The organism is Pannonibacter anstelovis (assembly GCF_036881715.1).
Taxonomy (GTDB): domain Bacteria; phylum Pseudomonadota; class Alphaproteobacteria; order Rhizobiales; family Stappiaceae; genus Pannonibacter; species Pannonibacter anstelovis.
This window is the reverse complement of the sequence record NZ_JBAKBF010000022.1, coordinates 1-12,427: the sequence shown is the minus strand read 5'-3', so window position 1 is coordinate 12,427 and position 12,427 is coordinate 1. Positions and strand designations below refer to the sequence as shown.

The 12,427-nt window shown below is 60.7% G+C and carries 12 protein-coding genes; 6 read left to right on the top strand and 6 right to left on the bottom strand.

Translation table 11 applies throughout. The features are described 5' to 3' along the window. Positions 1–46 precede the first annotated feature (46 nt). From V6L75_RS20690 to V6L75_RS20680, 3 genes are all read right to left on the bottom strand, one after another. Complete coding sequence (locus tag V6L75_RS20690) at positions 47–1,720, bottom strand: methyl-accepting chemotaxis protein (RefSeq protein ID WP_334253361.1); 1,674 nt, start codon at positions 1,718–1,720, stop codon at positions 47–49. 256 nt (positions 1,721–1,976) lie between these two features. After that, on the bottom strand, positions 1,977–2,345 hold the full coding sequence (gene yidD, locus V6L75_RS20685; RefSeq protein ID WP_334253360.1) for a membrane protein insertion efficiency factor YidD: 369 nt from the start codon (positions 2,343–2,345) through the stop codon (positions 1,977–1,979). A 25-nt stretch (positions 2,346–2,370) separates the two neighbouring features. Then, a complete protein-coding gene (locus tag V6L75_RS20680) occupies positions 2,371–2,811 on the bottom strand; it encodes an iron-sulfur cluster assembly scaffold protein (RefSeq protein ID WP_334253359.1) in 441 nt (146 codons plus the stop codon). A gap of 261 nt (positions 2,812–3,072) precedes the next feature. On the opposite strand from V6L75_RS20680, the gene folE reads away from it, so the two are divergent. The 4 genes from folE (at position 3,073) to V6L75_RS20660 (ending at position 6,058) form a co-directional block, all read left to right on the top strand. Then, positions 3,073–3,708: a GTP cyclohydrolase I FolE gene (gene folE / locus V6L75_RS20675; protein WP_334253358.1), complete on the top strand. Its 636-nt coding sequence runs from the start codon at positions 3,073–3,075 to the stop codon at positions 3,706–3,708. Positions 3,709–3,736: 28 nt separating this feature from the next. Then, on the top strand, positions 3,737–4,213 hold the full coding sequence (gene hisI / locus V6L75_RS20670) for a phosphoribosyl-AMP cyclohydrolase (protein WP_334253357.1): 477 nt from the start codon (positions 3,737–3,739) through the stop codon (positions 4,211–4,213). 184 nt (positions 4,214–4,397) lie between these two features. Further along, on the top strand, positions 4,398–5,687 hold the full coding sequence (locus tag V6L75_RS20665; protein ID WP_334253356.1) for an O-acetylhomoserine aminocarboxypropyltransferase: 1,290 nt from the start codon (positions 4,398–4,400) through the stop codon (positions 5,685–5,687). A 125-nt stretch (positions 5,688–5,812) separates the two neighbouring features. After that, positions 5,813–6,058: a hypothetical protein gene (locus V6L75_RS20660; RefSeq protein ID WP_334253355.1), complete on the top strand. Its 246-nt coding sequence runs from the start codon at positions 5,813–5,815 to the stop codon at positions 6,056–6,058. A gap of 36 nt (positions 6,059–6,094) precedes the next feature. Here the strand turns inward: V6L75_RS20660 and V6L75_RS20655 are convergent, their stop codons facing one another. Further along, the gene (locus V6L75_RS20655) at positions 6,095–7,186 is read right to left on the bottom strand and encodes a COX15/CtaA family protein (protein ID WP_334253354.1); all 1,092 of its coding nucleotides are present in this window, start codon (positions 7,184–7,186) and stop codon (positions 6,095–6,097) included. Between the two features lie 156 nt (positions 7,187–7,342). Here V6L75_RS20655 and V6L75_RS20650 point away from each other — a divergent pair, with 156 nt between their 5' ends. Further along, positions 7,343–7,555, top strand: coding sequence for a DUF2842 domain-containing protein (locus V6L75_RS20650; RefSeq protein ID WP_334253353.1), 213 nt, complete (start codon positions 7,343–7,345; stop codon positions 7,553–7,555). On the opposite strand, the gene V6L75_RS20645 is transcribed toward V6L75_RS20650, so the two are convergent. Next, on the bottom strand, positions 7,515–8,531 hold the full coding sequence (locus V6L75_RS20645; protein WP_334253352.1) for a polysaccharide deacetylase family protein: 1,017 nt from the start codon (positions 8,529–8,531) through the stop codon (positions 7,515–7,517). The two genes, V6L75_RS20650 and V6L75_RS20645, sit on opposite strands and share 41 nt — an antisense overlap. A gap of 178 nt (positions 8,532–8,709) precedes the next feature. Here V6L75_RS20645 and V6L75_RS20640 point away from each other — a divergent pair, with 178 nt between their 5' ends. Beyond that, complete coding sequence (locus tag V6L75_RS20640; RefSeq protein ID WP_334253351.1) at positions 8,710–9,942, top strand: GNAT family N-acetyltransferase; 1,233 nt, start codon at positions 8,710–8,712, stop codon at positions 9,940–9,942. A gap of 30 nt (positions 9,943–9,972) precedes the next feature. On the opposite strand, the gene V6L75_RS20635 is transcribed toward V6L75_RS20640, so the two are convergent. Next, the gene (locus tag V6L75_RS20635) at positions 9,973–12,285 is read right to left on the bottom strand and encodes an exopolysaccharide transport family protein (RefSeq protein ID WP_334253350.1); all 2,313 of its coding nucleotides are present in this window, start codon (positions 12,283–12,285) and stop codon (positions 9,973–9,975) included. Positions 12,286–12,427 lie beyond the last annotated feature (142 nt).

Sequence of the window (12,427 nt, the reverse complement as noted above, 5' to 3'; positions counted from 1 at the left end):
TTGCGGTCCAGCCCGTTGCATCGGTTCCTAACAGGAGTGCGGCAGATCAGGCAGCTCTGAGCGTCCGCAGGAATTGCGTTACTTCCTGTTCCAGCGTCCGGGACTGACCGGAGAGCGTGGTAGAGAGCCCCATGAGCTGTGTCGAAGCAGCGCCCGTCATTTCTGCAGCAGTGCCGACACCAGAGATATTCTGAGTCACTTCATTGGCACCAGACGCTGCACGGTTGATGTTCGTAGCAATCTCGACGGTTGCGGCTCCTTGCTGCTCGACAGCTGCCGAAATTGCCTGTGCCGCGTCTTGAATGGTGCTGATGGTGCTGACGATCTGGGAAATGGAGTCCACGGTCGTCCGGGTTGCGGCCTGGATTTCCGTGATCTTGCCGGAAATCTCTTCCGTTGCTCTGGCTGTCTGGCTTGCCAGTCCCTTGACCTCAGCAGCCACAACGGCGAAGCCCTTGCCTGCCTCACCAGCGCGTGCGGCCTCAATGGTCGCATTCAGCGCCAGAAGGTTCGTCTGTTCGGCGATCGTCGTGATCAGTTCGACCACCTCACCGATCTTCTGGGCAGCATCAGAAAGAGAGTTCACGTGACGGCTCGTCATCTCAGCCGTATTGGCTGCTTCCTTGGAGATGGCCGCCGATCTTTCCACCTGAGAGGAAATTTCGTTGATGGAGGCAGAAAGCTCCTCGGCACCGGCCGCAACGGTTTGGACGTTCGTAGAAGCCTCTTCTGCGGCTCCCGAAACGGCCTGCGCCTGCCTGGATGTTTCCTCAGCATTTGCGGACAAGCCTTCAGCTGCGCTAGCAACCTCACCCGACGCACGGACAAGAGACTGAACCAGCTGGCCCATTGTCGCCTCGAACTGATCAGCCAACGCGCGGCGCTCGCTGATGATGCGCTGAGCATTCTGAGCTTCAATCTCGACCTGCTCTGCACGAAGACGCTCGTTCTCCTTCAGGCTGTCGCGGAATTTCTCCAGCGTACCGGCCATATCGCCGAGCTCGTTCTTGCGGCCGACACAAGGAATGGCAGCAGAAAACTCTCCACCTGCAATCCGGCTCATGGCGACAGATATACCAACGATATTGCGGGTGACATTGGCAACGATATAATAGATGTAGGACAAGCCAATAAGGCCTGCGATGGTAGCAGTTATCGCAAAGATCCAGAATGATTTGGCATAAGCTTCTTCACCCTGAGCAACAGAAGCAGCCGACCCTTTCTGATTTATTTCAATAAGTTCCACCAGATCACCAGACAGCTCATCGAATAGAGTGCGCATCTCACCGCGGAGGATATTCGATGCCTCTTCGTTTTTATTCTGCCTGGACAGATTTATCACATCATCATTGCGCTTCAGATAAGAGGTCCAATCGGCTTTGAACTCGTCGTAAATTACCTGCTCTTCGGGCGACGAGATCAATCTCTCATATTCCCTGGAGCTGTTTGCGATAGCGGTTCTGATACTATCAAGAGATGCTTCGGCAGCCCTCATCGAAGCTTCATCAAGGGAAGTGATGTGCTCGGCCTGATAAATCCGGAAATCTGACGTCGCAGTATTGATGCTATTGACTACAGCCACACTTGGAAGCCAGTTGCGGCCCAAGTCTTCAGTACTGTCGTTCAGCGTCGCCAGCCCGGACAAACCAGCCCAGACAAGGGCCGCCACGGCAGCAAGGAGGCCCGCCGTGAATGAAATCAAGAGCGCTTTCAAGCTCATTTTACATGCCCTCAACATTAAATTACCTAAAGTAATGTGATGCAAAAAAAATTAACGCATGCTAAATTTCGTATTATTTGAAGTATTAATCATTGTTAACGGCTGTACTTATGGTTTATAGCTCTAAAACCACAACGCAAAAGATGCCTCACATCAAAGAAAGTTTGAAATTTCAATCAGAGATAATTCAACAAATTCATTGCTACTGTTATTTTTTACAGCTCGCGAAAGAGGGCACCCAGTAAAGTAAGTCTTATTACGTAATATGTTTGCCGGACCAGCGGCCATAGCGCCAGGGCAGATACCAGCGGGCCGAGGGGTTCAGCGCTTCCGGCACTGGATCATAGCCGGAGGCTCCCAAGGGGTTGCAGCGCAGGATGCGGGAGAGGCCCAGCCAGCCGCCGCCCCAGAAGCCGAAACGGCGGATCGCTTCGCTGGTATAATCGGAGCAGGTCGGAGCGTAGCGGCAGCCACGCCCCATGAACAGCGAAAGCGTATGCCGGTAGACCCAGATCAGCCCCAGCGCCGCATGGGCAGCCGGGGACAGGCGGCGCGGCAGTAGTGGGGATCCTGGCTCACACCTCACCTCCCCTGTGGCACTGTCCTTGCCGCACTCACCGCACATCAAACAAACTCCAAGCTCTGCCCGATCAGGCAGCCGGGGCCTTTGCGTCGATCTGGTCGAGCGCATCCACAACCGCATCAAAAGTCAGCAAGGTGGAGGCATGGCGGGCCTTGTAGTCGCGCACAGGCTCAAGAAAGCGGAACTCCTCGAACTTGCCGTCTGGCGCCGGGCCGTTTTCCTTCAGCATGGCCGTCACCGTGCGGCGTAACTCGCGCAGCTCCTGCGGCGTGCAGCCGATGATATGCCGAGCCATCAGCGAGGACGAGGCCTGACCGAGGGCACAGGCCTTCACGTCATGGGCGAATTCAGTGACCCTGCCATCACGCACCACCAGGTCGATGGTGACAGTTGAGCCACACAGCCGGGAATGCGCCTTGGCGCTGGCATCAGGAGCGGCAAGCCGCCCGAGGTGCGGAATATTCCCCGCCAGCTCAAGGATGCGGGTGTTGTAGATGTCATCTAGCATGGGTGCCATTTCCTCATGACAACGGTCCGGGCCTTGCCACCGGCACACTGGCAGCGGCCGGCAAAAGATGGAATCGGACCACTGGGCGCTTTGCGGCGCGGGGCTTCTTCCTATATAGAGCAAGACTTGCTTCTGTTCAGCCCCGGCTGAGACTGCGGGAGCAGGTGCGAGAGGTTTGCGGCAAGTTGTCTTTGCCGTGATCCGGAGCAGTCAAGACAACGTAAGATTGGCTGTTCATCCACTGTCTCAAGGATCAAACCAATGGACGCCATCTTGAAGCCTGCTGACGAAAAGGCCAAACGCCGCGCACCGCACGAGATTGCGCGTCCGAGCCGCGAGCAAGCCGAGGCCGCTGTCCGCACCCTTCTTGCCTATATCGGCGAAGACCCGGAGCGCGAGGGCCTGCTCGACACGCCAAAGCGCGTCGTGAAGTCCTTTGCCGAACTCTACAGCGGCTATGCCGAAGATCCGAAGGCGCATCTGGAGCGCACCTTCGAGGATGTGGGCGGCTATGAGGACATGATCATGGTGCGGGGCATCCCGTTCCATTCCCATTGCGAGCATCACATGCTGCCGTTCATCGGCAAAGCCTATATTGCGTACTACCCGTCAGGCGGTGTGGTTGGCCTGTCGAAGCTGGCGCGTGTCGTTGATATCTACGCAAACCGGCTTCAGACGCAGGAAAACTTGACCTCGCAGATCGTCTCCTCCATTGACGAGCATCTGGCGCCGCGCGGCATCGCGGTGATGCTCGAAGCCGAGCATCAGTGCATGACCATGCGCGGCGTGCAGAAGGCGGGCGTGTCCACGATCACGACCCAGTTCACCGGTGTCTTCCAGGACGATCCGGCCGAACAGGCCCGCTTCATGACCTTCATTCGCGGCGGAGACCGTTAATCTCCGCCCACTCCGGCGGAGAGTAGACGTGAGCAAGACCGGATTTGATCCGCGCGGATCAAAAAGCGACATCGAGAACGGTCTTTCGTTCCAGCCCAAATTTGACGAAAACGGCCTGATCGCCGCCGTGGTAACCGATGCCACGCGCGGCGATCTGCTTATGGTCGGCTACATGAATGCCGAAAGCCTGCGCCGCACCATCGATACGGGCGAAGCCTGGTACTGGAGCCGCTCGCGGCAGGAGTACTGGAAGAAGGGCGGTACCTCGGGCCAGGTGCAGAAGGTGCGCGAGATCCGCACCGATTGCGATCAGGACGCCATCTGGCTGATCGTGGATGTGGAAGGCAACGGCGCCACCTGCCACACCGGCTACCGCTCCTGCTTCCACCGCGCCCTCACCCGCCATGAAGATGGCTCTGTCTCCCTGCGCCTGATGGAAGACAGCAAGGTCTATGATCCTGCCGATGTCTATGGCCACTCCGGCTGCGGGCATAATCACGGATAGCTTGCGCAAGGCGCGCGCATGGAAGCTGACGCAGGGGCTTTTCCGGACCTTGCGCAAATCCTTTCCCCGGCATGTCCTGATGCCGCAAATCCCGTCTTTGACCTTCGGCTCCGGCGCGGGCACACTCAGCGCCGGATCGAGCCTTGGAAGAGGCAAACTGACTGAAAAATCCTGGGAGGATGGAATGACTGCAGGTACCCCCGGCTTCTCGACGCTGGCCATTCACGCGGGCGCGCAGCCCGATCCGGCAACCGGCGCGCGCGTGACGCCGATCTATCAGACGGCGTCCTTCGTCTTCAACGACGTGGATCATGCCGCCTCGCTCTTCGGCCTTCAGGCCTTCGGCAACATCTACACCCGCATCACCAACCCGACGACCGCCGTTCTGGAAGAGCGTGTCGCGGCCCTTGAAGGCGGCACCGCAGCGCTGGCCGTGGCCTCCGGCCATGCGGCCCAGCTTCTCGCCTTCCACACGATCATGACGCCGGGCGACAGCATCGTTGCCTCCACCAAGCTCTATGGCGGCTCGATCAACCAGCTGAACCATTCGTTCAAGAGCTTCGGCTGGAACGTGATCTGGGCCGACCCGTCGGACCTGGCCGCCTTCGAGGCCGCCGTTGACGGCACCACCAAGGCCATCTTCATCGAAAGCCTCGCCAATCCGGGCGGCATCGTCACCGACATTGAAGGCATCTCGGCCATCGCCAAGAAAAAGGGCGTGCCGCTCATCGTCGACAACACGCTGGCGACCCCCTATCTGTGCCGCCCGATCGAGCATGGCGCCGATGTGGTGCTGCACTCGCTGACCAAGTTCATGGGCGGCCACGGCAATTCCATGGGCGGCGTCATCGTGGATGCGGGCACGTTCAACTGGTCGGCCAGCGGGCGCTATCCGCTGCTTTCCACGCCCCGTCCCGAGTACCAGGGCATGGTGCTGCACGAGACCTTCGGCAACTTCGCCTTCGCCATCGCTTGCCGCGTGCTCGGCCTGCGTGACCTTGGCCCCGCCATCTCGCCCTTCAATGCCTTCATGATCCTGACGGGCATCGAGACCCTGCCGCTGCGCATGCAGCGCCACTGCGACAATGCGCTGAAGGTGGCAGAATTCCTGTCAAACCATCCGAAGGTAGCCTGGGTGTCCTACGCCGCCCTGCCGGGTGATGCGGGCCATGCCCTGCAGCAGAAGTACTGCCCGAAGGGCGCAGGCGCCGTTTTCACCTTCGGCGTCAAGGGCGGCTATGACGCGGGCGTCGCCCTTGTCTCCAGCGTGGAACTGTTCTCGCACCTTGCCAACATCGGCGACACCCGCAGCCTGATCATCCACCCGGCCTCCACAACTCACCGCCAGCTCTCCGACGAGCAGAAGACCCGGGCCGGCGCCGGCCCGGATGTGGTGCGCCTGTCCATCGGCATCGAGGATGCAAGCGACATCATCGCCGATCTTGAGCAAGCCCTCGCCAAGCTGCCTGGCTGAGCCGGGGCTGGTTGAAGCACAAACTGAAAACCCCGCCGGAGCGGTCCGGCGGGGTTTTGTTTATGACCAAGCCATAATTTTCGCCACAGACCTGCTTCCTCTCTCCGTCATGCCATGACTTGATCATGGCATCCATGCCGCAGCTTTCCGGCATGCGCAGCGGAGAGAGAATGGCCGGTATTCAAGGCCTGCAACACATGACACTTCACGGGGTGGATGCCATGATCAAGTCATGGCATGACGAAAACGGTTGCCTCTTCGCTCAATTTCCTCTTCGCGAAAGAGGAGGCCTGTCCACGCCCCGCCGGATCGCTCCAGCGGGTTTTTTGTTTTTGAAAAGAATCACTTGCGCCGAAAAGGTGCGGAGCTGATTCATCTGCTTCGCACCTTGATTCAAACAAACTGATTCAACCGCGGACCGGTGCCTCACCCTTCAGACGGACGAGATACTCGACCGAAAGGCCCAGCACGATTACGGCCATGGCCTGATGGGTCAGCGCCACATCCAGCTTCACATGCAGCAGCAGCGTCGCGATGCCGATGGCGGCCTGCAGCAGCACGGCAAGACCGAGCAGAAGGGCGGTACCACGCAGGCCCTTGTGGGCGTTGGTGCGCAGCGTCATGACCACCAGCGCCGCCACAGCCAGCACAAGCACATAGGCACCCAGACGGTGCTGGAACTGCACGGTCATGACATTCTCGAAGAAATTCCGCCAGGCCGGGTCCATGGCAAGCAAGCCTGCCGGGATGATCTGCCCATCCATCAGAGGCCAGGTGTTGAAAGTCAGGCCCGCATTCAGTCCGGCAACGAGGCCGCCGAGGAAGATCTGCACAAGAACCAGACCAAGCACCACCTGTCCGAAGCGGGACAGCCTGCCGCCCTCCTGGGGCGTTGCTTCCGTGTGCGGCGCAAGCCTGCGGGCAAGCCAGAAGATGTAGGCGAAGATGATGCAGGCGAGCGTGAGATGGGTGGCGAGCCGGTACTGGCTGACATCCGTGCGCTCCACGAGGCCGGAGGCCACCATCCACCAGCCAACGGCGCCCTGCAGCCCGCCGAGCGCAAGGCCCAGCACCAGCCAGGGCTTCAGCCAGCCCTCAATGCGGCCAGTGGCCCAGAAGAACATCAGCGGCAGCGCGAAGGCCACGCCGATGAAGCGGCCCAGCTGCCGGTGTGCCCATTCCCACCAGAAGATGAACTGGAATTCTTCAAGGCTCATACCCTTGTTGATGAGCTGATACTGGGGGATCTGCCGGTACTTGTCGAACTCCTCCAGCCATTCCGCTTCGCTGAGCGGCGGGATCATGCCATGAATGGGCTTCCATTCGGTGATCGAGAGGCCCGACTCGGTCAGACGCGTGGCGCCGCCGACGACCACCATGGCGAGGATCAAAAGGCAGATGCCATACAGCCAGATGCGGATCTGGGTGCGGTGGCGCGCAGTCCGCGATCCCGCCTGCGGGGTCTGAGCAAGGGTTGATACCATCTGTGAGGTGGACATGTCGCCTTCCGGATTTGACCTTTGACCGCTTGGGATATAGGTCCGCCCTGCGGAGAGCAAGCTGCCGCCTGCGGGGTTTTCCTTATTGCGACATTGCGACGCTGCACGCACGCGCAGCAAGAGCCTGCGGGAACAGACAAGAGGAAAGAGCTGTCGATGCCTTCATTGCGGAAATTCATCGGCATGGTGCTGCTGGTGGTCTTTGTCGTTGTCTATGCGCTCACAGCCATGGTCATCGGTGACCTGACGCTGCAGCAGTCGTCCAACGTGGTGCGCATGATCTATTTTGTCATTGCCGGTCTGGTCTGGGTCATTCCGGCAGGCGCGATCATCTGGTGGATGGAGCGCGGCGGGAAAAAGCACGGCTGACCCGACGGAATGCCCGGTAAAGGGCAAAGGGCGCACCGGTCAGATATTCGTCGACCACCTCCGGCCCCTGAAAATGCCCGTTGAGCGAGACGCGCGGCAGCAGCATGGGCTGGCGCGCGTGGATGGACTTGAGCACGCCAGGAACAGTCGTCACCCCTGCCCTGAGCCCTGCCCCTGCGGCAAGCGCCGCCTCGCGCAGACCTGCCGTTTCGGCTGCGCCATAGGGATAGGCCATGAAGGCGGGCCGGCGGCCCAGCTCGTCCTCGATCCGCTCGATCCCCCGGCGGATATCGCTCTCGGCCTCCGCTTCGGGCAGGCGGGCCAGTGCATGGTGATCATGCGTATGGGCACCGATGCTCACCAGCGGATCACGCGCCAGACTGCGTGCTTCGTTCCAGCTCAGCATCTCCTCATCGGCCAATGCCTCGAGATCAAAGCCGTTCAGCGCACACAGCTTGCGCACCATGGCACGCTGGCCGGTCTCATCCAGTTCTTCCGTCAGAAGCTGGACAATCGCAGCATAGCAGGCCTGCTTTTCCTCCAGCGTGGCGCAGGGAATGAGCGAAGCCTCCCCCTTTGCGGCAAAATGCAGCGCATCCTGAGCGGCAATCATCCGTTCCAGCGCGATCCACCAGAGCTCCGAGGTCCGGTCAAGAAAGCCTGATGTCAGGAACAGGGTGAAGGGAACCTTCATCTGCTTGAGCAGCGGATAGGCCACCGTCAGATTGTCCCGGTAGCCGTCATCAAAGCTCAGCACCGCGTAACGCTCGTGCCCGAAGCAGAGTTTCAGCCGGTCGACGGCCTCTTCCATTGATACGAACTTATACCCGCGGGAGCGGACACGTTCGATCACCTGAGTGAGAAACTCCGGTGTGATTTCAAGATGCCGGTTTGGCTGGAACGGGTCCTGACTGGCCGGGCGCACCCTGTGGAGGGTGAAGATCAGGCCACAACCCTGCGTAAATGGAGCAAGCACATGGCCAAGCCTGCTGCGGCGAAGCAGCCAAAAACCTGTATCGAATAACTGCCGCCGCTGGCTCATTCCCGTTGCCGTTCTCCCGGCCGCCCCGGCCTTCGGCCCTTGGTACACTTTTTTCAGCCTTTGGTGCAATGCTGCGGCTCAAGCAACTTGACGCAGACAGAAGGCCGATGGCATGCACCGGTCAGCCGGAACAGCAGCGAGATCCATTGACCGGACGGAGTTCCCAACCTCTCCGGCTGCCTCATTACCTGCGCCCGGAACGTCTCCGGCCCTCACCATTGTCCAGAACCTTGGAGAGGCCCGCAGCCGCTGGCTGCAGCTTCAGCCGTCCGGAATCTATGGGCATTATCAGCGTTTCGACTGGCTTGAGGCCTGGCATGTGCATGTGGGCAGTGCTCTGGGCGTCACGCCCCTGATCATCATCAGCGAAGACGCCTCAGGACCTGCGATGATCCTGCCGATGGCTCTCAACAGGCGCGGCGGAACCACGGTGCTGGAATGGATGGGCTGGCAGCAGGGCAACCAGAATACAGGTCTATGGCGGGCCGATGCCTATGCCGCCGCTGATCCGGGTGAGCTGTCCCGCCTCTTGTTGAGGACCGCAAGGGAGGCCGGAGCCAGTCTGGTTGACCTGCGCAACATCCCCGTCACGTGGGAGGGCCGTACGCACCCCCTCGCCCACAAGGGCACGCCCGCCAAGGACGCTGTCTTCCGTGGCGAAGTTGCGGAGCCTTTGGCAGTCTTGAGGGCACGGCTGCAGTCGAAAGACAGCCGCAAGAAGGACGCGCGCAAGCGCAAGGCGCTGGAGGCACTGCCCGGCTTTGCCATCCGCACGCTGGAGACGGCTGCAGAGATCGAGTCAGGGCTCGACACCCTGATCAGCCAGCGGCAGGAACGCGCCCGGCAGACAGGCATCCCAAGCGGCTTTTCCGCCCCCGGCCAGCGGGCTTTTCTGCGCAAGCTGCTGCTGGCAGGAGCCGGAAAACCGTTCCCCGCACTGCAGATCAATGTGCTGGAGGCAGAGGGCGAAGTCCTTGCGGCCTATCTTTCGGGTCTGTCTGGAAACACATGCTACGCCTATGCCAACAGTATCGGCTCCGGCAGCCATGCCCAGTTCAGTCCTGGCATCACTCTTCTCTCAAGCCTCATTGAGGCGTGCTGCGAGAACCCGGCCATCCGGACACTCGACCTCGGGCTTGGAGACGAGCGCTACAAGCACCCCTGGACCCGGCCAGAGCCGCTCAGTGATCTTGTTCTGGCGGTAGACATACGCGGGCGCTTGATCAGGCTGGTTCTGGATGTCCGGCGCATGCTTATGAGAGGGCTGCGCCAAACTCCTGCACTATGGACCAGTGTCCGCGCTGTCCGCCGGTTTGCGGCACGGCTGCGCCGCCTGAAAGACTGAGGGGCCAAAGCCGGACGCCGGAATGGCATATCAGGCAGCGGCCTCTCCAGAGCCGTTGCGCCTGCGGATGCGCTTCACCATCACGTCCGCATCCGTCTGCGAGGCGATCAGATCCAGCCTTTCAGCAAGAATGCGCGGCTGAATGTCTGCAGGAACAGTTACCACCACCTCATCGGCAAAGCCAAGCATATGGGCAGCTGCCGCCGTTTCAGTGAACTTGCCAAGGTCAACAATGATCCGGTCATAGGTGGCATCAATGGCATCGAGCACCAGCGGAAAACGCTCGTCGACAACATCATCGCTCAAGGCCGGACGGCCTGCCTCGATGATATGCGCACGTGATCCGGCATCCCGGTAAATCACCGACGAGAAAGACGCCTTGCCGAAAACAAGATCAGCGAAGCCTGGTGCGGCCCCCGGATCGTCGCTTTCGGGAAAAACCTCGACCAGCAGCGCGCGCTCATCTTCATGTGCTGCCAGATCACGGACGAGCCGGAAAGCAAAGTCATGAGAAAGCTCTGCATCCGTCAACGCAACGACGGTTACACGCCGGGGCGCCGTTTCGCTGAAGCTCTCGTCGGAGGCAGGCTCAGCCCCACCCATCACGGGCGTTGCAGCAAGGGATGCCTCACTGGCGGCGGAACGGAGGCTGTCAAGCGCCGCAGACGGCCCGCTCTGCCTTACCTCGGCCTCTGCGGGATCACTGCCGTGACCTTCGTCATCCGGCGTGAAGCGCATCAGCCGCTGATCTGAAGCGGCGGTAGCCGGAAGGTTTTCGCCCTCGCCGCCCTCTTCCGTCCTCTCGCTCTCCTGCGCTGCTCCGGCAGGTTCCGTTTCCGGCAGCTGATCCTGCCGAAGGTCTTCCGGATGCAGCTTTTCCGGCGCCGCCTCGGGACCGCGCAGAATCACGGGAGCGGTGTAGGCTTCGGCCTCGTTCACGGGCTTCAGCGCTTCGCCGGAGAGAAACTCGCGCAGGATGACAATCGCACAGCCGAACAGGAAGGTGGCGAGGGCCGAGATAACAGTGAAAAGCCCGATCTTCGGCGAGTAGGGCTCAATGGGCACACCTGCACGGGAAATCACGCGAGCGTCGGCCGGCAGGGTCTCCGCGTTGCGGCCTGTATCCGCATTGCGATAGCTCGCCATGAGCGCATCCAGCTGCACCGCCCGGGCATCAGCCTCACGCTCCAGCTCACGCAGGCGCACCTGATCGGCGCTGGAGCGCGCAGATGCAGCCTTGAGCTCCTCAACCCGGCTCTTCAGGGCAGCAGCCTGCTGCTTTGCGACAGCCGCGTCATTTTCCAATCCGGTCAGGATCTTGCGTGCCTCAGAGCGGATCTGCGCGTCATAGTCAGCGAGCTGCGAGGTCAGGGCGCGGATCTGCGGATGGCCGGGCAGAAGCGTCGTGGACAATTCGGCAATCCGCGACTGAATTTCCACCTGCCGTTCCCGCAATCGCTGGATCAGGCCGGAATTGAGCACCTCGCTCGCCCCTTCCAGCGAGCCGCCGGTATCGAGCAGCCTGCGCAGCTGCGCGGCCTTGGCAGCAGCCTCGGCTTCGGCTGCCTGAGCCTCGGATTGCTGGGAGCTGATCTCGGACAGCTGGAGTTCATTGAGCGTCCGGTCGCCAGCGCCGGTAAGCAGGTCCGCCTTTGCGCGGAAGTCTTCCACGGCCTTGCGTGCGGTCTGCACCTCTTGTGTCAGCCGGCGGATCTGAGGCTCCAATGCGGAAGCTGCAGCGGCGCGGCTCTCCCGCTTGGCGGCAGACTGCATCTGCAGGTATTCATCCACGACGGCATTGGTAATTTCAGCCGCCAGAACCGCACTCTTGGCGGAATACTCAACCGCGATCACCCGCGAGCCTTCCACGCGGTAGACATCCAGATTGCGGGCAAAATGACGGAGCAGACGTTCTTCGGCAGAAATACGCGACGGGCTAGGAGACAGGCCGATACTGATCAGCAGCTGCTGCAAGGTTCCAGCCTGCGTCTCGGCCTTGAACTCGGGCACGGAGGCAAGGTCCATCCGCTGCGCCACGCGGCGGGCAAGATCGACGGAAGTCAGAAGCTGCACCTGACTGGCAACACCCTGACTATCGAGCAGTGCGCGCTCATCCTCCGCCCCGCGGGCGGCACCAGGAAACAGAGCGTCGGCCGTTTCGATCAGGACCCGCGCCTCGCCCTTGAACTTCTCGGGGACGAACTGCAAACCGGCAAAGACAAGCACCGCCACAATCAGCGTCAGCGGCAGCAGCCAGCGCAAGGACCGGGCAATAGCACGCAGCAGGCCGCCGAGATCCAGCGCCATATCCTGCGGCTGATAGATGTCCTTCGACCCGCCCATGCACCTCACTCCATACTTGTTAGAGCGACAATGACAAAACATGGTAAGTGAACCATTAAACAATCCCCCCGCCAGTCCAAACAAAAATTAACCTTTATAAATTTAAGTTAACCACCCCGTTTGCCCACTGTTGTGTTCACGC

Excerpts from the sequence above, each read along its gene's own strand:
- V6L75_RS20690 (WP_334253361.1), bottom strand. The coding sequence starts at position 1,720 with ATGAGCTTGAAAGCGCTCTTGATTTCATTCACGGCGGGCCTCCTTGCT.
- yidD (WP_334253360.1), bottom strand. The coding sequence starts at position 2,345 with ATGTGCGGTGAGTGCGGCAAGGACAGTGCCACAGGGGAGGTGAGGTGT.
- V6L75_RS20680 (WP_334253359.1), bottom strand. The coding sequence starts at position 2,811 with ATGCTAGATGACATCTACAACACCCGCATCCTTGAGCTGGCGGGGAAT.
- folE (WP_334253358.1), top strand. The coding sequence starts at position 3,073 with ATGGACGCCATCTTGAAGCCTGCTGACGAAAAGGCCAAACGCCGCGCA.
- V6L75_RS20665 (WP_334253356.1), top strand. The coding sequence starts at position 4,398 with ATGACTGCAGGTACCCCCGGCTTCTCGACGCTGGCCATTCACGCGGGC.
- V6L75_RS20660 (WP_334253355.1), top strand. The coding sequence starts at position 5,813 with ATGGCATCCATGCCGCAGCTTTCCGGCATGCGCAGCGGAGAGAGAATG.
- V6L75_RS20655 (WP_334253354.1), bottom strand. The coding sequence starts at position 7,186 with ATGTCCACCTCACAGATGGTATCAACCCTTGCTCAGACCCCGCAGGCG.
- V6L75_RS20650 (WP_334253353.1), top strand. The coding sequence starts at position 7,343 with ATGCCTTCATTGCGGAAATTCATCGGCATGGTGCTGCTGGTGGTCTTT.
- V6L75_RS20640 (WP_334253351.1), top strand. The coding sequence starts at position 8,710 with ATGCACCGGTCAGCCGGAACAGCAGCGAGATCCATTGACCGGACGGAG.
- V6L75_RS20635 (WP_334253350.1), bottom strand. The coding sequence starts at position 12,285 with ATGGGCGGGTCGAAGGACATCTATCAGCCGCAGGATATGGCGCTGGAT.